We start from the raw sequence: 19,765 nt of genomic DNA on the forward strand, positions 1-19,765 counted from the left end.
AGGCGCCGTCGCGCGCTCAGGCCTCGTCGGCCGCGGCGTCGACGGCGACCTCATCGGCGGCCGAGTCGGCCTCCGATTCACCCGTCGGCCAGTGCTCGCGCCATTCCCGTTCGGAGACTTCACCGAGCGGGGCCACGTCGAACTCCGCGGGGACGCCGGCCCCACGACGCGCCGTGGCGATCGCCCGCTCCGCGCCGCGGACCGCTTCGACGAACTCCAGAACCGCTGTGCGCAGCGCGCTTTCGGCATCGACATCGGCCGACACGGAGATCGAGGTGACCCCGTCGGGGATCAGGTCGGCGGGCAGACCGGCTTTGTCGGCCCGCTGGATCACCTTCTGGGCGAGCGCCAATGCGGGCTGCCCCGTGTGCACGTCGTCCATCACCGATTTCCGCGGCTTCTCGGCCGCCTTGCGCTGTTCCCACTGAGCCAACTGCTGTTCGAGCGAAATAGATTGCCCGGCAAGAACTCCCGGTACCCGGTTGCCGAGTTTCCGCATCAGGGCGGCGGCGACGTCGTCGATGGTGAAGGAGGATTGCGGCGCGTCCTCGGCGATGCGGGCGTGGAAGAGGACCTGCAGCAGCACGTCGCCGAGTTCATCGCGCAGCTGGTCGGCGTTGCCGCTGCCGACCGCGTCCAGCAGCTCGTAGGTCTCCTCCAGCAAGAACCTGCGCAGCGAGTCGTGGGTTTGCTCACTCTCCCACGGCCCGGCGGTGCGCAATTTGTCCATCATGGCCACGGCGTCGACCAGCCGTTCACCGCGCGGCGCCTCGGGCGCCGAGATCAGCCGGGCACCGGCCGCCAACCGGGCGGTCACGGCCGGGTGGTCGGGGTCGGACGACAGCAGCACCGGCGCGTCCTCACCGGAGTGCACCGGACGCGCCGCCGATAGCGACCAGGGCACCGCGACGGGCATCTCTTCGGTGTACTGCACCTCGCCGGTGAGGTGCTCGATAGCCTCGACGGGCACCAGCGACGGGTGGCGGGGGTCGAACAAGACGACGATCATCAGCGCGCTTGTCTCTCCTCACTTGCCATCGACGCAGGTAGCTCACTCGTTATACCAATGTCCGTCTGCGGTTTGCCCTGCAGTGCGGTCACCAGGTTGGCCACCATCTGCACCAACTCGACATCGCGTATGCGGGCCGCACCCGCAAAACTCTGGCCGCCACCGGCGCGCGGGATGGGAACCTGCACGGTGGACGTCGTGGCGCGGTAGTTCGCCGCCGGATACATCCGCTTGAGCCGGATCTGGGCGGAATCCAACAGCTGGATCGGTGACAGCCGCACCGTAGCGCCCGAGGGCGCCGAGACCTCGGTGATGCCGGCGGCGCGGCACAGCAGCCGCAGCCGCGCCACCGCCACCAGCCGCAGGGCCGGTTCGGGCAGCGCCCCGTAGCGGTCGACGAGTTCCTCCACGACCGCGTCGATCTCGCCGTCGGAGGCCGCGGCGGCCAGCCGCCGATACCCCTCCAGCCGCAGCCGGTCGCTGGCGATGTAGTCCGGCGGCAGGTGCGCATCGACCGGCAGGTCGATCCGGACGTCCTTGGGTTCCTCGGCGGTCGTGACGGTCTGGCCGTCGGCGGCCGCCCGGTACGCCTCCACCGCCTCGCCCACCAGGCGCACGTACAGGTCGAAGCCGACGCCGGCGACGTGCCCGGACTGCTCGATACCCAGCACGTTGCCGGCGCCGCGGATTTCGAGGTCCTTCATCGCGACCGCCATGCCCGCGCCCAGCTCGTTGTTCTGCGCGATGGTGGCCAGCCGGTCGTAGGCCGTCTCGGTCAGCGGCGTATGCGGCGGATACAGGAAATAGGCGTAGCCCCGCTCCCGGCTGCGGCCGACCCGGCCGCGCAGCTGGTGCAGCTGGGAGAGGCCGAAGGTGTCGGCGCGCTCGACGATCAGGGTGTTGGCGTTGGAGATGTCCAGCCCGGTCTCCACGATCGTGGTGCACACCAGGATGTCGTATTCGCGGTTCCAGAACCCCTGCACCGTGCGTTCCAGCCGTTCTTCGGGCATCTGCCCGTGCGCGACGACCACCCGCGCCTCGGGCACCAGATCCCGGATCCGGGCCGCCGTTCGGTCGATCGAGCTGACCCGGTTATGCACGTAAAACGCCTGCCCGTCGCGCAGCAACTCACGCCGCAAAGCGGCCGCGACCTGCTTGTCGTCCTGCGGACCGACATAGGTCAGCACCGGATAGCGCTCTTCGGGCGGGGTCAGGATGGTCGACATCTCGCGGATCCCGGCCAGGCTCATCTCCAGGGTGCGCGGGATCGGGGTGGCACTCATGGTCAGCACGTCGACGTGGGTGCGCAGCGACTTGATGTGCTCCTTGTGCTCGACGCCGAACCGCTGCTCCTCGTCGACCACGACCAGGCCCAGGTCCTTCCAGCGCACCGCGGTCTGCAACAACCGGTGCGTGCCGATCACGACGTCCACCGAGCCGTCGGCCAGGCCCTCGATCACGACCCGGGACTCCGCGGAATCGGTGAACCTGGACAGGCCCTTGACGGTCACCGGGAACCCGGTCATCCGGTCGGCGAAGGTCTGCAGGTGCTGGTCGGCCAGCAGCGTGGTGGGCACCAGCACGGCGACCTGCTTGCCGTCCTGGACCGCCTTGAAGGCCGCCCGCACCGCGATCTCGGTCTTGCCGTAGCCGACGTCGCCGCAGATCACCCGGTCCATCGGGATCGACTTTTCCATGTCCCCCTTGACCTCGGTGATCGCGGTGAGCTGATCGACCGTCTCGGTGTAGCCGAACGCGTCTTCCATCTCGGCCTGCCAGGGGGTGTCCGGCCCGAACGCGTGCCCGGGGCTGGCCTGCCGCTTGGCGTACAGCGCCACCAGCTCACCGGCGATCTCGCGCACCGCGCGACGCGCCTTGGTCTTCGTGTTGGTCCAGTCGCTGCCGCCGAGCTTGCTCAGCGCGGGCGCCTGCCCGCCGACGTACCGCGAGAGCTGGTCCAGCGAATCCATTGGGACATACAGCTTGTCGGACCCGCCGCCGCGCTTGGCGGACGCGTACTCCAGCACCAGGTACTCGCGGCGGGCGCCGCCGACGGTGCGCTCGACCATCTCGACGAATCGTCCGATGCCGTGCTGATCGTGCACCACCAGATCACCGGCGGTCAGCGCCAACGGATCAACGGTGTTGCGCCGCTTGGCCGCCAACCGCTTGCCATCGACGGCGGCGACCCGGCTGCCGGTCAGATCGGTCTCGGTGATCACCACCAGCGTGGCGCCGGGGATGATGACGCCGTCGTGCAGCGGCCCCTTGAGGACGCCGACCACCCCGAGCTTGGGCGCGGCACCCGATTCCAGCATGGCGGCGGGGGTGTCGCATTCGGCCAGCCGCTCCACCACGCGATGCGCGGTCCCGGCGCCGGGCGCGACGATGGCGGCGTAGCCGCCGGTGGTGACGTGCGCGCGCAGCATCGCGAAGATGCTGTCGATGTCGTGCTGATGGCCGCGAGCCGACGGCGCCGCCCGGATATCCAGCTCCACCGCCGACTCGTCGGACAACTGGCTCAGCGTCCACCAGGGATGCCCGCCCTTGGCGGCCGCGGCCCGCACATCGGCCAGCTCGGCGAATCCCGATCCGCCGAATTGCGTGACGTCGACCGGAGCTTGATTTTCCGAGGTGCCCATGGCCGCCGCCGACCAGGAGGCTTCGAGGAATTCGCTACCGGTCTTGATCAGATCGGCGGCGCGGGTGCGGATCTTTTCCGGGTCGCACAGCAGTATCGGCGTGCCGTGCGGCAATTGGTCGGTCAGCAGGACGTGTGCCCCATTTTCTGCGGGCTGCAGCACCGAGTGCAGCGCCTCCATGCCGTCGACCGCGATGCCCTCGGCGAGCTTGGTCAGCATGTCGGTGACACTGCCGGTGATGGCGGGCTCGTCCGGCGGCCGCCCGCCGGTCAACCGCACCGACAGCTCGGCGGCCCGCTCCCGCACCTCCTCGGTCAGCAGCAGTTCGCGGCAGGCCACCGCGATCAGGGTGTCGACCTCGATCTCCGGGATCGACCGCTGATCGGCGACGGAGAACATCCGCATTTCGCTGACCTCGTCGCCCCAGAACTCGATGCGCACCGGGTGCTCGGCGGTCGGCGGGAAAACGTCGAGAATCCCGCCGCGCACGGCGAACTCGCCGCGCCGGCCCACCATGTCGACCCGGGTGTAGGCCAGCTCGACCAGCCGGGCGATCACGCCCTCGAATTCGACTTCCGCGCCGACGCTCAACGTGACCGGTTCGACCAGGCCCAGCTGCGGCGTCATCGGCTGCAGCAGCGAGCGAGCCGCGGTCACCACCACCTGAAGGGGCGGGCCCAGCCGCGCGTCGTCGGGATGGGCCAGCCGGCGCAGCACCGTCAGCCGGGCGCCGACGGTGTCGACGCCGGGCGAGAGCCGCTCGTGCGGCAGCGTCTCCCAGGACGGGAAGACCGCCACGGCGTCGCCGAAGACGCCGCGCAGTTCAGTGGTCAAGTCGTCGGCTTCGCGCCCGGTCGCGGTGACTACCAGCAAAGGACCCAACCGCGCCAGCGCGCTGGCCACGAACAACCGTGCGCTGGCTGGACCCACCAGGTTCAATTCGGCCGGCGACGCGGCCGCGCTGTCGATCAGCTGCTGGAAGGTCGGCGCGGTGAGCGCCAATTCAACGAGCCCCGCGATCGGGGTTTCTGGGCGAGCAGCCCCCGGTGCGGTCATGATGAATTCCATTCTAGGGGGGCCGCCGGGCACGCCGGACCGCGTCAATATCGGCGTCGGCGTCGTCAAGGGATCGTCAAGGAGAGCACCGCCCGATCACCGGTGGGCGCACGTTGGATTCATGACATTGCTGGACATTCTGCCGTCTCTCGGTCACGCGGTGCCCCCGCGGTTCGATCCCGCGATCTGGCCCATCACCGCCCACCCCGACGAGGAGGGCAGGCTGTGCGTCGGCGGCATACCGCTGGCCGACATCGCCGACGAGTTCGACACCCCGGCTTACGTCATCGACGAAACCGACTTTCGGCATCGCGCCCGCCGCTATCGCAGGGCGCTGCGCGGTATCGAGGTCGTCTACGCCGGAAAGTCGCTGCTGACCACCGCCGTGGCCCGCTGGGCCCGCGAAGAGGGCCTCGGTATCGACGTCTGCTCGGCCGGTGAGCTGGCGACGGCCCTCGCCGGTGGGGTGGACCCGGCGCGCATCGTCATGCACGGGAACGCCAAATCACCCGGGGAGCTGCGCGAAGCCGTGCGCGTCGGGGTGGGCCGCATCGTGCTGGATTCCGGCATGGAGATCGCCTACCTCGCGGGGCTGGCACGGCGTCGCCAACCGGTGCTGCTCCGGGTGACCCCCGACATCGACATCCATGGACATCGCGCCATCACCACGGGCGTCAGCGATCAGAAGTTCGGCTTCACCCTCGCCGGCGGCCACGCCGCCGAGGCCGTGCAGCGCGTGCTGGCGCACCCCATCCTCGACCTCGTCGGCCTGCACTGCCATATCGGCTCGCAGGTCAGTGACCCCGCCCTGTACGGCGAGGCGATTCGCCGGGTGATCGCCGCGATGGCCGACATCCGGGCCCGGCACGGCGTCATCCTCACCGAGCTGAATATCGGTGGCGGGCATGCGATCCCGTACGTCCCCGGTGATCGGGAGCTGGATCTCGACGCGCTGGGCGAGGTCATCGAGAACGCCCTCGACGAGGCCTGCGCCGCCGAGCGGTTCCCCCGCCCGCAGATCGTGGTGGAGCCGGGCCGGGCCATCAGCGGCCGCGCCGGCGTGACCCTGTACCGGGTGTGCTCGGTCAAGACGCAATTCGCTGGTCGCACCTTCGTCGCCGTCGACGGCGGGATGAGCGACAACCCGCGGGTGTCGTTGTACGGCGCGCGATACGCCGTCGCGCTGGCCAACCGGCACCCGCTGGGCCTCAAGCAGCGCGTCACGGTGGCCGGCAGGCACTGCGAGGCCGGCGACGAGATCGCCCGCGATATCGAGCTGCCGGCGGATCTACACCCCGGCGACCTGCTGGCCGTGGCCTGCACCGGCGCCTACCACCACAGCATGGCGTCCAACTACAACATGGTCGGCCGGCCCTCGCTGGTGGCCGTCAAGGACGGCCGGGCCCGCGAACTGGTTCGCCGCGAGACCGTTGCCGACCTGCTGGCCCGCGACTGCGGGTAGCCTCCGCCGGATTGGATCGCCGAGCGTAACGTCACGGCGAAAAATCGGGCCGAGTATCGCCCTGACGTTACGCTCGCGAAGCCAGGGCCGGGCTATTCGTCCTGCAGGCGAGGGTCGGCTTCCAGCCCGATCAGCCCATTCCACATGAGGTTGACCAGGTGCGCCGCCACCACTTCTTTCTTGGGCTCCCGAGTATCGAGCCACCACTGCGCCGTCATCGACACCGAGCCCACCAGCGCCTGGGCGTACAGCGGCGCCAGCCCGGGATCCAGGCCGCGACGGGAGAAGTCACCGGCCAGGATGGAGCTGACCTGGTTGACGGCGTCGTTGAGCAGGCTGGAGTAGGTGCCCGAGCTGATCGCGGCCGGCGAGTCGCGGATCATGATCCGGAAGCCGTCGGTGCGCTCTTCGACGTAGGTGAGCAGGGCCAGAGCCACCCGCTCGACCCGCACCCGGGAGCGGTTGTTGGTCAGCGACGAGGTGATGCCGTCGAGCAACGCCGACATCTCCCGGTCGACGACCACGGCGTAGAGGCCCTCTTTGCCGCCGAAATGCTCGTAGACGACCGGCTTGGACACGTTGGCACGCAGCGCGATCTCCTCGATCGACGTGCCTTCATACCCGCGTTCGGCGAACAGCGAACGTGCGATGCCGATGAGTTGTTGCCGGCGCTCGGTGCCGGTCATTCTCGCGCGCGGCGCCCGCACCTCTTTGTCCGGTTCCTTTTGCGTTTGGGGGTCCAGCACGGCCACGTCAATCAGCGTATCGGGCGGTGGGCGCTTGCGCGGCCGACAAGCGGCCCGCATCGCCATCCGACTAAAGTCTTCTTGGCGCGTGCCGCACTTGCGGCCACTCGCCATGAGTGAGCGATCCGTCGTGGTGTAATCGGCAGCACCTCTGATTTTGGTTCAGATAGTTCAGGTTCGAGTCCTGGCGACGGAGCTTGTTCGCTGGGCCTTTGCCGCGAGAGTGCACAAAATGACACGCTTGACGGCGTGTACACGCTCCCCCGCAATCGGGAGGTGCCCCCAGCTCGCGCCAGGAGGCCGAGGAGGCTCGATGACAATCCAAGGTGATACCGCGGTCCTGGTGCTGGCGGCCGGGCCCGGCACCCGAATGCGCTCGGACACCCCGAAGGTGCTGCACACCATCGGTGGGCGCAGCATGCTGTCCCATCTCCTGCACGCGATCGCCAAGGTGGCACCGCAACACCTGGCCGTCGTCTTGGGCCACGATCACGAGCGCATCGCACCCCTGGTCGCCGACTGGGCCGACGCCCTGGGCCGCCGCATCGACGTGGCACTGCAAGAACAACCCCGGGGCACCGGCGACGCCGTCCTGTGCGGCCTGTCCGCGCTGCCCGACGATTACGCCGGGGTCGTCGTCGTCACCTCGGGCGACACCCCGCTGCTGGACGCCGACACCCTGGCCGACCTGATCGCCACCCACGGCGCGGCGGGGCCGGGTCAGGGGGCCGCGGCCACGGTGCTGACCACGACCGTGCGCGACCCCAGCGGCTACGGCCGCATCCTGCGCACCCAGGACAACGAGGTCACCGCGATCGTGGAGCACGCCGACGCCACAGGATCGCAGCGCGAGATCCGGGAGGTCAACGCCGGTGTCTACGCCTTCGACACCGCGGCGCTGCGCTCGGCGCTGAACCGGTTGAGCTCCGACAACGCCCAACAGGAGCTGTATCTGACCGACGTCATCGCCATACTGCGCAGCGACGGCCTGGCCATTCGTGCCCGCCACATCGACGACAGCGCGCTGGTGGCGGGCGTCAACAACCGGGTCCAGCTCGCGCAACTGGGCGCCGAACTCAACCGCCGGATCGTCGCCGCCCACCAGATGGCGGGCGTCACCATCGTCGACCCCGCCAGCACCTGGATCGACGTCGACGTCACGATCGGCCGCGACACGGTCATCCACCCGGGAACCCAGCTGCTGGGCCGCACCCAGCTCGGCGGGCGTTGCGTCGTCGGCCCGGGCACCACCCTGACCGACGTCAGCGTCGGCGACGGCGCCTCGGTGGTGCGAACCCACGGCACCTCGTCGTCCATCGGCGCCGGGGCCACCGTCGGCCCGTTCACCTACCTGCGACCCGGCACCGTGCTGGGTGACGACGGCAAGCTGGGCGCGTTCGTCGAGACCAAGAACTCCACGATCGGCACCGGGTCCAAAGTGCCGCATCTGACCTACGTCGGGGACGCCGATATCGGCGAACACAGCAACATCGGCGCCTCCAGCGTGTTCGTCAACTACGACGGCGAATCCAAACGGCGCACCACCATCGGCTCCCACGTCCGCACCGGGTCGGACACCATGTTTGTGGCTCCGGTGACCGTGGGCGACGGCGCCTACACCGGCGCGGGCACGGTGGTGCGCAACGACGTCCCACCGGGAACGCTGGCGGTATCCGCAGGTCCACAACGCAATATTGAAGGCTGGGTGCACCGCAAGCGGCCCGGCAGTGCCGCCGCGCAGGCGGCGGAAGCCGCCGAGAAGACCGCCGGACAGGTCCCCGTAGCAGAAGCCGAACAGACACCGTGACGTTGGTAGCTGGCAACCCGCCCACAGTTCCGTACGATTCGCTTCGTACGATGGGCACTCCCATTTCGTTCCGAACGGCAAGGGCAGCACGGTGAGCCACGACTGGACCGATAACCGCAAAAACTTGATGCTCTTCTCCGGTCGTGCGCATCCGGAGCTGGCCGAGCAGGTGGCCAAGGAGCTCGACGTCCACGTCACCGCGCAGACCGCGCGCGAGTTCGCCAACGGCGAGATCTTCGTGCGGTTCCACGAATCCGTGCGCGGGTGTGACGCCTTCGTCCTGCAGTCGGCCCCGGCGCCGGTGAACAACTGGCTGATGGAACAGCTGATCATGATCGACGCGCTCAAGCGGGGCAGCGCCAAGCGGATCACCGCGGTCATGCCGTTCTACCCCTACGCCCGGCAGGACAAGAAGCACCGCGGCCGCGAGCCGATCTCGGCGCGCCTGGTCGCCGACCTGCTCAAGACCGCGGGCGCCGACCGGATCGTGACCGTCGACCTGCACACCGACCAGATCCAGGGCTTCTTCGACGGACCCGTCGATCACATGCGCGGGCAGAACCTGCTGACCGGGTACATCCGGGACAACTATCCCGACGGCAACATGGTGGTCGTCTCCCCCGACTCCGGCCGGGTGCGCATCGCCGAGAAATGGGCCGACGCGCTGGGCGGCGTCCCGCTGGCCTTCATCCACAAGACGCGCGACCCGCGGGTGCCCAACCAGGTGGTGTCCAACCGCGTCGTGGGTGAAGTCGAGGGCCGCACCTGCGTGCTGATCGACGACATGATCGACACCGGCGGCACGATTGCCGGCGCGGTGAATCTGTTGCGCGAGGACGGCGCGGCCGACGTGGTGATCGCGGCGACCCACGGTGTGCTCTCGGATCCGGCCGCCGAGCGGCTGGCCGGCTGCGGAGCGCGGGAAGTGATCGTGACGAACACCCTGCCGATCGGCGAGGAGAAGCGTTTCCCGCAGCTGACGGTGCTGTCCATCGCGCCGCTGCTGGCCAGCACCATCCGTGCCGTATTCGAAAACGGCTCGGTCACAGGACTATTCGACGGAGACGCGTAAATGGCCGACGAGGGAGTTATCTACCACAACCCCAAGTGCAGCACATCCCGCAAGACGCTGGACTTGTTGCGCGACAGCGGCTTTGAACCCAAAATCGTCGAATATCTGAAAACCCCGCCGTCGCGCGGCGAACTGGTGAAGATGATCCGCGACGCCGGCATCGACGTGCGCACCGCGGCGCGCAAGCGTGAGCCGCTGTATGACGAGCTCAATCTCGCCGACGCGACCGATGAGCAGTTGCTCGACGCCATGGTCGAACACCCCATCCTCATCGAACGACCCTTTGTCGTCACACCGAAGGGCACTCGGCTCGCCCGTCCGATCGACGCGGTCCGCGAGATTCTGTGAATCGGTTCGGCAGCTGCGCGGCCACCGCCGCGATAGTTGCACTGGCGGTGTCGGCTGCCGGGTGCGCCCCGAAACCCCCTGACTATCAATCGATCTTGTCGAATACACCGACGACCTCCACGACAACCCCGACGTCAAAGCCGGTCCCCCTGTCGCAGTATCTGCAAGGCATCGGAGTCACCGGACAACCGGTGGCACCGGGAGACGTGCCCGATCTGAAGGTCTCGATCCCGACGCCGCAGGGCTGGGCACCGTTCACCAGCCCCAACATCACCCCGCAAACGCTGATCATCTCCAAGGGCGGCAAATTCCCGACGGCAAGGCTGGTGGTGTTCCAGCTGAATGGAGATTTCGACCCCGCCCAAGTCATCAAACACGGCAACGACGATGCGCACCTGTTCGAGAACTTCAAGCAGCTGGACGCCTCGGGTGCGCCGTTCAACGGCTTCCCCTCGTCGATGATCCAGGGCAGCTACGACCTCGACGGCATGCGGCTGCACAGCTGGAACCGCATCGTCATACCCACCGGGCCGCCGCCGGCAAAAACGCGCTATCTGGTGCAGCTGACCATCACCAGCCTGGCCAACCAGGCCGCCGCGGAGTCGACGGATATCGAGACGATCATCCACGGATTCGTCGTCGCCGCAAAGTAAGCGGCGCCGCGAAAATCTAACCGGCTACGTATTTCTCAAGTAGCGGCGTCGGTAGTTGCAGCCTCGCGGCACAGCTGGGTGCGCGACGTCACACCGAGCTTGGCGTAGATGTGGGTGAGGTGCGTCTGCACCGTGCGGGGCGAGATGAACAGCCGCGCGCCGATCTACTTGTTGCCCAAGCCTTCCCGGACGAGGCGCACCACATCCTGCTCCATGGGGGTCAGCGACCCCCGGCCGCTCGTGGGCCGTTTGCGCTCGCCGCGACCGCGTTGCGCGTAGGCGATCGCCTCCTCGGTGGACAGGGCGGCGCCTTCGGCCCACGCGGCGTCGAAGTCCCGCTGGCCCAGAGCTTCTCGCACCAGCGCGACTGCGGCATCGTAATGGGCTTGGTACATCGGATAACGGGCATGCGCCATGCGCTGCCGGGTTTGGTCCGCTGCGCCCAACAGGCGTGCCGCATACGGGTAATTGCCGTGGTCGACCGACAGGCGGGCAAGGCATTCAAACGTGTCAGCCGCCCGCAGATATCCCTTGGTGCGGGCGGCAATCACAAGTGCTTCATGGGCATCGCGCTCGGCTTTATCCGGCTCACCCTGAGCGATCGCGACAAAGGCGCGAACTACGCGCGCGATCACTTGGTACCAGCCCGGTACCACCGCTACACAATCGTCGGCCCATTTGCGTGCAGTCACCAGATCACCGCAGGCCAGCGCCGCCTCGGCGATTGGGTTGATGCTTTTGATGAATACTTCGCGCAGCGGAATAGTGTGCCGCCATGCCACCTCTGCGGCGTCCCTGGCTCGGGGGGCGTCACCGGCAGCCAGCGCAGCATGCGCCGAGACCGCACTCGCCACGTCTGCCCACTGCCCGCCCAGCGCCTCGGCAAGTTCTCGTGCGGAGTCCGCCGCCGCTTGAGCGGCATCAGCCTGTCCGTGATAGGCAAGCACAACAGCACGGCCCACGTCGGCGAAGACCTTCATCGGTTTATCCCCGGCCGCTTCGGCTTCCTCGATCAGTTGCCCTTCGACCCGAGCGGCATGGGCAAGATTTCCCTGCATCATCAGCGCCATACTGAGCCACGCTCGGGAGTGACGCGAAAAAAACCCGAAGCCCAATGCGTCGGCGACGTCGCGTCCTTCCTCGGCCGCGGCGCGCCCGCCCGTCGGTTCACCCGCCACGCACTCCGTGGTCGCCGCATAACTGAGTATTTGGCACAGAATCCAACGATCGTCGCTAGCGCGTGCCACTTCCGTGGCCTCTCCGAGGTAGCGCTCGGATGTCTCGGGATCGTAGAAGGTGACGGTCGCGCACCCGGTCAGGACTCGGGCAAGCAGGGCCGGGTCCCCGAGTTCCCGCGCAGCAGCGAGGGCGTCCCGCGCACGCCCCACATTCGCGGGGACGACCGCCCACCCCGTCAGCGTGCTCTGGTCGGCGACCGCGCGAATCCACACCGCCGATTCGACTTCCGAGCAGCGGTCGTCGGTCAACACCGTTTCGAACGCCGCCAGTCCTTCGCGGAAACGGCCGCACGCTATCCAGAACTGTTGCAATGTGGATACCAGCCGCAGTGCTGTCTCGAGGTTGGAATGCTCGTAGCTCCACATGAAGGCGGCTCGCAGGTTGTCGATTTCGTCTTGCGCCCAAACCAACAGCCTCTCAAGGCCGCTCAGGCCCTGCGAGTCCAAGTCGATCGCCGCAGTCGTGTAGTAGTCGCGGTGGCGCGTGCGAACCTCGCCGGCCTCACCGGACTCACCCAGTTTTTCCTGCGCGTACTGGCGCACCGTCTCCAGCAAGCGATAGCGCATCCCGGTGCCGGTGTCGTCGGCGACCACCAGCGATTTGTCGACCAACAGGCTCAGTTGATCCAGAATTTGATAACTTTCGACGTTGCTGTCGGCGCCGACGGCTTGGGCGGCGTCGAGATCAAAGCCGCCAGCGAACGCCGCCAGCCGCCGAAACAAGACCTGCTCCGGTTCGGTGAGCAGCGCGTGGGACCAATCCACCGACGCACGCAACGTCTGCTGACGACGCACCGCGGTGCGGGCGCCCCCGGTGAGCAACCGGAACCGGTCGTGCAGGCTGTCCACGATTTGAGTCGGCGACAGCGCCCGGACCCGCGCCGCCGCAAGCTCGATCGCCAACGGCATCCCGTCGACTCGCCGGCAGATCTCCGCTACCACCGCGGCATTGCCATCGTCGACAACAAAATCCGGCCGCGCACGGCGCGCGCGGTCAGCGAACAATTCGATCGCGTCATCGGTCAGGGAAAGCGACGGTACCCGCCAGCTCAGCTCTCCGGGCAAGCCCAACGGCTCGCGGCTGGTGGCCAGGATCGTCAATTGCGGTGAGGCCGCCAGCAATTCGATGACCATCGCACCGCACGCGTCAAGCAGGTGCTCACAATTGTCGAGCAGCAGCAATACCTTCTTATCGCTGAAAAAGCGTACGAGCAGATCCATGGTGGAGCGGCCCGGTTGGTCTGGCAGTCCCAGCGTGCGGGCCACGGTCACCGGCGCCACTTCCGGGATGGTGATCGGTGCGAGGTCGACATACCAGGTGCCATCGGAGAAGGCGCTACTGACCGCGGAGGCCACTTCCACACTGAGCCGGGTCTTTCCGGCGCCACCGGCTCCGGTCAACGTCACCAAACGATTGGCGGTGATGACTTTCCGCAACTCATCCATTTGCGCGTGGCGGCCAACGAAACTCGTCAATTGGGCCGGAAGATTTTGCGACGCAACGGCGGTGCGGACACGAAGCGGTGGGAATTCGTTGCTTAGGTCCGGATGACACATCTGCGCGACCCGTTCCGGACGCGGAAGGTCCCGCAACGGATAGCTGCCCAGATCGGCCAACCAGACGTCCTCGGGCAGGCGGTCGACGACCAAGGATTCGGTCACACCGGACAACACCGTCTGCCCACCATGCGCCAAATCGCGGAGGCGCGCGGTGCGATTGATCGTCGGGCCGGCGTAGTTGGCGTCGTCGCGCAGCTGGATCTCACCGGTGTGTATCCCGATGCGCAGCCGGATCGGGGCGAGCGGCGCCCGCTGCAACTCCAGCGCACACGCCACCGCGTCGGACGCCCGGGCGAACGCGGCCACAAAGCTGTCGCCCTCGCCCTGTTCGAGCGGACGCACCCCCTCGTGCGAGGCGATCGCCTCGTTCACCGTCTTGTTCAGCTGGACCAGCGCTGCCGTCATCTCTTCGGGCCGCGTTTCCCACAGCCGTGTCGAACCCTCGACATCGGCCAGCAGCAACGTCACAGTTCCGGTCGGTAGCAACTCGACCACGCCCAAATCGTCCCAGGTTAGCGACGGAATTTCCGCATGTTGGCTCATGTTAGTCAGCTTCGCGGGCGCCTGCTAGGCAAAACATCGGCCAATGCGCGCAGATCGCCTTCGCGAGGTGCGTGGATCTACGACCCCCACCGCGCAGCTCTACGCGCCACGGCGGATGGTCTTAGCCATCACCGGCCCCACGACCCTGCCGCTGGGCTTCGACGTCGGTACTGTTCAGCCATGACGAACTGGACCGTCGCAGAGCTGCCGTCATTCGCCGAACGAACCGTCATCATCACCGGCGCCAATAGCGGGTTGGGTGCGGTGACCGCCCGCGAGCTGGCGCGACGGGGGGCCACGATCGTCATGGCCGTGCGCGACATCCGCAAGGGTGAGACCGCGGCGCGGACGATGGCGGGTCAGGTCGAGGTGCGTGAGCTCGACCTGGCCGACCTGTCGTCGGTGCGCCGGTTCGCCGACGGGGTGGGCGGGGCCGACGTGCTGATCAACAACGCCGGCATCATGGCGGCCCCGTTCGCCCTGACCGCCGATGGCTTCGAGAGCCAGATCGGCACCAACCACCTGGGTCACTTCGCGCTGACCAATCTGTTGTTGCCCAAGCTCACCGACCGGGTGGTGACGGTGTCGTCGATGGCGCACTGGCCGGGAACCATCAGCTTCGACGACCTGAACTGGCAGACGCGGCGGTATTCGCCGTGGCTGGCCTACAGCCAGTCCAAGCTCGCCAACCTGCTGTTCACCAGCGAGCTGCAGCGACGCCTGGCCGCGGCCGGTTCCCCGCTGCGCGCGCTCGCGGCCCATCCCGGCTACTCGCACACCAACCTGCAGGGCGCCTCGGGCCGCAAGCTGGGTGACGCGCTGATGTCGGCCGTGACGAGCGTGTTCGCCACCGACGCCGATTTCGGCGCCCGGCAAACCCTGTACGCGGCGTCCCAGGATTTGCCCGGCGACACCTTCGTTGGCCCCCGATTCGGCTACCTCGGCCGGACCCAGCCGGTCGGGCGCAGCCCGCGGGCCAAAGACGCCGCCACCGCGGCGGCGCTGTGGGCGCTGTCCGAGCAGCTCACGAAGACGCAATTTCCCCTCTGACGTCACATGGGCCGCGCTGGTCACAGCAGTCCCTGGGCGGGGCGGTGGGCGGTTTGCCCACCTTCGAGCGACAACGGCGATCGCCTCCAGCGCAAGCCGGGCCGCTGCCGCGCGGCCGCCCACTTGTCGCTCGACGGCGGGCATTTGCAACATCTCCTGGCCGAGTGACGGGTGTGACGCCATTGGCCGAGTGACAGGTGTGACGCCCATCCCCGCGCCGGGCACCGAATTTCCCCTCTGAGGTGCACGTGCGCTAACCTGACCGGGCGTCACGGCGAGGGTGACTGGCTGGCCAGCACCGTTATCGACGGAGACCGACGAACCGTCGCGATCCTGGCCGTGCCCCGAACCACAGAGCACACAGGAGCGACACGATGGCTGCGAAAACACTCAACCAATTGAAGGTCACGGTGCGAGCCGAGACCGGCAAGGGTGCGTCCCGGCGGGCACGCCGCGACGGCAAGATCCCGGCCGTCCTCTACGGCCACGGCGCCGATCCTCAGCACCTCGAACTGCCCGGCCATGATTTCGCGGCGGTGCTGCGGCACGCGGGCACCAACGCGGTGCTCACCCTCGACATCGAGGGCAAGGAGCAGCTGGCGCTGACCAAGGCGCTCGACATCCACCCCATTCGCCGCACCATTCAGCACGCCGACCTGCTGGTCGTGCGTCGCGGCGAAAAGGTCGTCGTCGAGGTCCGAGTCGTCATCGAGGGCGACGCCACGCCCGGCACCCTGGTGACCCAGGAAACCAGCACCATCGAGGTCGAGGCCGACGCCATGTCGATCCCCGAGCAGTTGACTGTGTCGGTCGAGGGCACCGAGCCCGGCACCCAGTTCACCGCCGGACAGGTCACCCTGCCCAAGGGTGTCAACCTGATCTCCGACCCGGAAATACTTGTGGTGAACGTGGTTAACGCGCCGACGGCCGAGGAGCTCGCCGAAGAGGGCGCGGGCGAGGTCACCGGGGAGGCCGCGGCGCCCGAGGCCGAAGCGGGAGCGGCCGGCGAAGAAGAGGCCGCCGAGACCGAGTCCGAGTAGGCGGATCGCAACATGGCCGAGCCGTTGCTGGTCGTCGGCCTGGGCAATCCCGGAGACAACTATGCCCGCACCCGACACAATGTCGGGTTCATGGTCGCCGACCTGCTCGCGGCGCGGATGGGTTCGAAGTTCAAGGCGCACAAGCGTTCCGGCGCCGAGATCGTCAGCGGCCGCCTCGTCGGGCACTCGGTGGTCGTGGCCAAGCCGCGCTGCTACATGAACGAATCCGGCCGCCAACTCGGCCCGTTGGCGAAGTTCTACTCGGTGACGCCGGGCGACATCATCGTCATCCATGACGATCTCGACTTGGAGTTCGGCCGCATCCGGCTCAAGGTCGGCGGCGGCGAAGGCGGGCACAACGGACTGCGTTCGCTGGCTAATGCATTGGGCAGCAAGGACTTTCAGCGGGTCCGTATCGGGATCGGCCGTCCACCGGGACGCAAGGACCCGGCGGCGTTCGTGCTGGAGAACTTCAGCGCCGTCGAGCGCGCCGAAGTCCCCACCGTCTGCGAGCAGGCCGCGGACGCCACCGAGTTGCTGATCGAACTGGGGCCCGAACCCGCGCAGAACCGCGTCCACGCCTGGTAGGCGCGGCAACCCCTAGGTGACCAGGGTGACCGAGTTGGAGCGCCGCAACTTGCCCGACGGCGTCTTCGGGATGGTCCCCGGACCGAGCACCACCACGTTGCGCGGCCGCACGTCGACCTCGGCCACCACCTCGCGGGCGACCTGGTGCTCGATGCGACGCACCTCGGTCTGGTCTTGGAAGGCGTTGGACTCCACGGCGACGGCGAACGTCTCACGAGAGTGGCCGGCGTCCAGGCGCACCGCCACGGCGCAGCCGGGTCGCACCCCCTCGACGCGGCAGGCGGCGCGCTCGATGTCGGTCGGATAGATGTTGCGGCCCGCCATGATGATGACGTCCTTGACGCGACCGCACACCACCACGTGGCCCTCGTCGGTCAGGTAGCCGAGGTCACCGGTGTCGTACCAGCCGTGCTCGTCCTGCGCCGAGATGAAACCGCCCATGGTCAGGTAGCCGGGCGTCAGCGACTCGCCGCGCAGCTCGATGACTCCGACACCGCGGGGTGGCATCACGTCGCCGTTCTCGTCGATGATGCGCGCCTCGAGGTCGGTCAGCAGCGGACCCAGCGTGGCCAGCCTGCGGGTGTTGCCCTTGGTGGCCGGTACCGCGCGGCGCAGGGCGGCCAGCAGGTCGGCGTCGACCTCGTCGACGACCAGACCGGCGTTGCACTCGGAGAACGACACGGCCAGCGTGGTTTCGGCCATGCCGTAGGCCGGCAGGATCGCCGAGGTCTTCAGGCCGAACGGCTTGCCGGCGTCGAGCAGGTCCTCGACGTCGGCGGGTTCGACGGGCTCGGCGCCGGACAGCGCGAAGCGCAGCGTCGACAGGTCGAAATCGCCGGCCTTGGCCTGCCGGCGCAGCCGCTTGGCCAGCAGCGCATAGGCGAAGTTGGGTGCCGCCGTCATGGTGCCCTTGTACTTGTCGATGAGCTTGGCCCACAGCAGGGTGTCGCGCAGGAAGTCCATCGGGGTGACCTTGACCAGCTCGGCACCGAAGAACATCGGGATGGTGAGGAAGCCGACCATGCCCATGTCATGGAAGCAGGGCAGCCAGCTCACCATGACGTCCTTGTCGACGTCGTACTGGGCGCCGATGAACATCGCCTCGGCGTTGGAGTAGATGTTGCGGTGGGTGATCTGCACCGCTTTGGGGGACCCGGTCGAACCGGACGTCAGCTGCATCAACGCCAGCGCGTCCTCGCCGACCTCGACCGGGTCGATCGGTTCCGCCGCGAGCAGGTCGGTGACGGTGACGACCTTGATGCCCTTTTCCTCGAGCACCGGGACGGCCACCAGGAACGGCTCGGAGACGACGACGGCCTTCGCCTCGATCATGCCGATGACGTTCATGGTGTCCTCGGCCCACACGGCCAGGTCCGTGCGCGGTGTCGGCTGGTGCAGCATGGTCAGGCTGGCCCCGCGCATCCACAGGCCCTGCGCCGTCGGCGCGATCTCCACCGGGAAACCGGCGAGCACACCGACCGCGTCGTCGGGCCCGATGCCCGCGGCGGCCAGGCCACCCGCGATACGCCGGGCGCGCTCGTGGACCTCGCCCCAGGTGTGACGAACGGGCTCGTGGGGTTCACCGGTGACCATGCCCGTCGTCGCGCACCGGGCATTGCGGTACATCTTCTCGGTAAACCTGCTCACAAAAGCCTCCTCGGTTGCAGCGCTCGTCCCAACGCCCGGGATCTCATATTCCGCCCGCGGGGTAATGCTTCGCCGCAGGCACGCAAACACGGTTGGGCGGCGGTTAGGTCTCGGATCGGTGATGCGTGCCCGCCCGCCGCAAAACGGCGGCGTTCGGTCGCTCGACAAGCGCGAAACGGGCCCGACAATCGTTGTCGGGCCGGATGCATTAATCGTCCGCCGGAACGCCCGGCGGACGATGGAATTAAGTGATCTTGCTCAACGCTTCCCGTCACCGCGGATTATCTTAAACTCCTCTTAGGGAAGCGCCAAACCCATGCGCGAATTGGGGTAATCCTCACACCTCGGTGGGCGCCGGGACCACGCGCGCACCGACCACCGGCCCACTGGCGACCCGGACCGTGCGACACACCCCCGCCCCGGACACCTCGGTGCCCACGTCGACCGCCGCGGCCGCCGACGCGCACAGGAAGGCACACGTCGGGCCCGAACCGGACACGATGCCCGCCAGGGCGCCGGCGTCCACGCCGGCGCGCAACGTGCGCCGCAGGCCGGGGTTCAGGCTCACCGCGGCCGCCTGCATCTCGTTGCCCAACAGCGGCGCCAGCTGCTCGGCATCGCCGGCGGCCAGGGCGGCCAGCACCGGCCCGGGTGCGGGCAGCCGCGGCGGGTCGCCTGCCTCCCGGAGCCGGTCCAGCTCGGCGAAGACCGCCGGCGTCAGCAGCTCGCTGTCGGCGAACGCCAACACCCAGTGGAAGGTGTTGCGCGACAACACCGTCGCCAACTCCTCGCCGCGCCCGGTGCCCAACGCGGTGCCGCCATGCAGCGCGAACGGCACGTCGCTGCCCAGCCGCGCGGCAAGCATGCGCAGGTCGCGGCGGGGCACGTTGAGTTCCCACAGCGAGTTCATCGCGACCAGCACCGCCGCCGCATCGGCACTGCCACCGGCCATGCCGCCGGCCACCGGTATCGATTTGTCGATCATGATCGACACATCCGGCGCCCGGCCCACATGTTCCGCCATCAGCTCGGCGGCCTGCCAGGCGAGGTTGCGTTCATCGGTGGGCAGTTTGTGGGCGCCCTCGCCGACGATCTCGAGCGAGAGCACGTCGGCATTGCGGACCGTCAGCTCGTCGAGCAGCGAGACGGCATGGAATATCGTCGTCAGCTCGTGATAGCCGTCCTCGCGGCGGTCACCGACCGCCAGGTAGAGGTTGACTTTTCCGGGCACCCGAACGGTGACCGACCCGGTGGGCACCCACTGCGCGGCGGTATTGCCGTCAGACATTCTCAGCCACCGCAGC

12 protein-coding genes, 1 tRNA gene and 2 pseudogenes are annotated in these 19,765 nt (G+C 68.1%); 9 read left to right on the top strand and 6 right to left on the bottom strand.

Features of this window, described 5'->3' with window-relative positions:
- Nucleotides 1-50: 50 nt before the first annotated feature.
- A pseudogene (locus EPN51_RS05705) lies at nt 51-1,009 on the bottom strand (nucleoside triphosphate pyrophosphohydrolase).
- A complete protein-coding gene (mfd, locus tag EPN51_RS05710; protein ID WP_293038474.1) occupies nt 1,009-4,707 on the bottom strand; it encodes a transcription-repair coupling factor in 3,699 nt (1,232 codons plus the stop codon). The pseudogene EPN51_RS05705 and the gene mfd overlap by 1 nt, the downstream one beginning before the upstream one ends.
- A 121-nt stretch (nt 4,708-4,828) precedes the next feature.
- Between mfd and lysA the strand changes: the two genes are divergently transcribed.
- Complete coding sequence (gene lysA, locus EPN51_RS05715; RefSeq protein ID WP_293038477.1) at nt 4,829-6,169, top strand: diaminopimelate decarboxylase; 1,341 nt, start codon at nt 4,829-4,831, stop codon at nt 6,167-6,169.
- Nucleotides 6,170-6,261: 92 nt separating this feature from the next.
- On the opposite strand, the gene EPN51_RS05720 is transcribed toward lysA, so the two are convergent.
- Entirely contained in the window at nt 6,262-6,855 is a 594-nt protein-coding gene (locus tag EPN51_RS05720; RefSeq protein ID WP_008254212.1) for a TetR/AcrR family transcriptional regulator, read from the bottom strand.
- A gap of 184 nt (nt 6,856-7,039) precedes the next feature.
- On the opposite strand from EPN51_RS05720, the gene EPN51_RS05725 reads away from it, so the two are divergent.
- The 5 genes from EPN51_RS05725 (at nt 7,040) to EPN51_RS05745 (ending at nt 10,795) form a co-directional block, all read left to right on the top strand.
- Nucleotides 7,040-7,111: transfer RNA gene (locus tag EPN51_RS05725), tRNA-Gln, on the top strand.
- A gap of 117 nt (nt 7,112-7,228) precedes the next feature.
- Nucleotides 7,229-8,722, top strand: coding sequence for a bifunctional UDP-N-acetylglucosamine diphosphorylase/glucosamine-1-phosphate N-acetyltransferase GlmU (gene glmU, locus EPN51_RS05730; protein WP_293038480.1), 1,494 nt, complete (start codon nt 7,229-7,231; stop codon nt 8,720-8,722).
- Nucleotides 8,723-8,813: 91 nt separating this feature from the next.
- Nucleotides 8,814-9,794 (top strand): ribose-phosphate diphosphokinase, encoded by a 981-nt coding sequence (locus EPN51_RS05735; RefSeq protein WP_293038483.1) that lies wholly within the window; start codon nt 8,814-8,816, stop codon nt 9,792-9,794.
- The gene (gene arsC, locus EPN51_RS05740; RefSeq protein ID WP_293038486.1) at nt 9,795-10,142 is read left to right on the top strand and encodes an arsenate reductase (glutaredoxin); all 348 of its coding nucleotides are present in this window, start codon (nt 9,795-9,797) and stop codon (nt 10,140-10,142) included. It begins immediately after the preceding gene.
- The gene (locus tag EPN51_RS05745; protein ID WP_293038489.1) at nt 10,139-10,795 is read left to right on the top strand and encodes an LpqN/LpqT family lipoprotein; all 657 of its coding nucleotides are present in this window, start codon (nt 10,139-10,141) and stop codon (nt 10,793-10,795) included. The genes arsC and EPN51_RS05745 overlap by 4 nt, the downstream gene beginning before the upstream one ends.
- Before the next feature lie 35 nt (nt 10,796-10,830).
- Here the strand turns inward: EPN51_RS05745 and EPN51_RS05750 are convergent.
- Nucleotides 10,831-14,136, bottom strand: a pseudogene (locus EPN51_RS05750) (LuxR C-terminal-related transcriptional regulator).
- 180 nt (nt 14,137-14,316) lie between these two features.
- Between EPN51_RS05750 and EPN51_RS05755 the strand changes: the two are divergent.
- The 3 genes from EPN51_RS05755 (at nt 14,317) to pth (ending at nt 16,814) form a co-directional block, all read left to right on the top strand.
- The gene (locus EPN51_RS05755) at nt 14,317-15,186 is read left to right on the top strand and encodes an oxidoreductase (RefSeq protein ID WP_293038492.1); all 870 of its coding nucleotides are present in this window, start codon (nt 14,317-14,319) and stop codon (nt 15,184-15,186) included.
- A 374-nt stretch (nt 15,187-15,560) separates the two neighbouring features.
- Nucleotides 15,561-16,226 carry a 50S ribosomal protein L25/general stress protein Ctc gene (locus tag EPN51_RS05760; RefSeq protein WP_293038495.1) on the top strand — a complete coding sequence of 222 codons (666 nt, stop codon included), beginning with the start codon at nt 15,561-15,563 and terminating at the stop codon, nt 16,224-16,226.
- A gap of 12 nt (nt 16,227-16,238) precedes the next feature.
- Nucleotides 16,239-16,814, top strand: a complete 576-nt coding sequence (gene pth, locus EPN51_RS05765; protein ID WP_293038498.1) for an aminoacyl-tRNA hydrolase — start codon at nt 16,239-16,241, stop codon at nt 16,812-16,814.
- Between the two features lie 12 nt (nt 16,815-16,826).
- Here pth and EPN51_RS05770 read toward each other — a convergent pair whose 3' ends face one another.
- Both EPN51_RS05770 and EPN51_RS05775 read right to left on the bottom strand, forming a co-directional pair.
- Complete coding sequence (locus EPN51_RS05770) at nt 16,827-18,461, bottom strand: fatty acyl-AMP ligase (RefSeq protein WP_293038501.1); 1,635 nt, start codon at nt 18,459-18,461, stop codon at nt 16,827-16,829.
- A gap of 337 nt (nt 18,462-18,798) precedes the next feature.
- Nucleotides 18,799-19,755: a 4-(cytidine 5'-diphospho)-2-C-methyl-D-erythritol kinase gene (locus tag EPN51_RS05775; protein WP_293038947.1), complete on the bottom strand. Its 957-nt coding sequence runs from the start codon at nt 19,753-19,755 to the stop codon at nt 18,799-18,801.
- Nucleotides 19,756-19,765 lie beyond the last annotated feature (10 nt).

Origin of the sequence: Mycobacterium sp., assembly GCF_004298145.1 — a bacterium.
Taxonomy (GTDB): domain Bacteria; phylum Actinomycetota; class Actinomycetes; order Mycobacteriales; family Mycobacteriaceae; genus Mycobacterium.

Bases quoted from the DNA above. Each gene is read 5' to 3' on its own strand.
- mfd (WP_293038474.1), bottom strand. From the start codon at position 4,707: ATGACCGCACCGGGGGCTGCTCGCCCAGAAACCCCGATCGCGGGGCTC.
- lysA (WP_293038477.1), top strand. From the start codon at position 4,829: ATGACATTGCTGGACATTCTGCCGTCTCTCGGTCACGCGGTGCCCCCG.
- EPN51_RS05720 (WP_008254212.1), bottom strand. From the start codon at position 6,855: ATGACCGGCACCGAGCGCCGGCAACAACTCATCGGCATCGCACGTTCG.
- glmU (WP_293038480.1), top strand. From the start codon at position 7,229: ATGACAATCCAAGGTGATACCGCGGTCCTGGTGCTGGCGGCCGGGCCC.
- arsC (WP_293038486.1), top strand. From the start codon at position 9,795: ATGGCCGACGAGGGAGTTATCTACCACAACCCCAAGTGCAGCACATCC.
- EPN51_RS05755 (WP_293038492.1), top strand. From the start codon at position 14,317: ATGACGAACTGGACCGTCGCAGAGCTGCCGTCATTCGCCGAACGAACC.
- EPN51_RS05760 (WP_293038495.1), top strand. From the start codon at position 15,561: ATGGCTGCGAAAACACTCAACCAATTGAAGGTCACGGTGCGAGCCGAG.
- pth (WP_293038498.1), top strand. From the start codon at position 16,239: ATGGCCGAGCCGTTGCTGGTCGTCGGCCTGGGCAATCCCGGAGACAAC.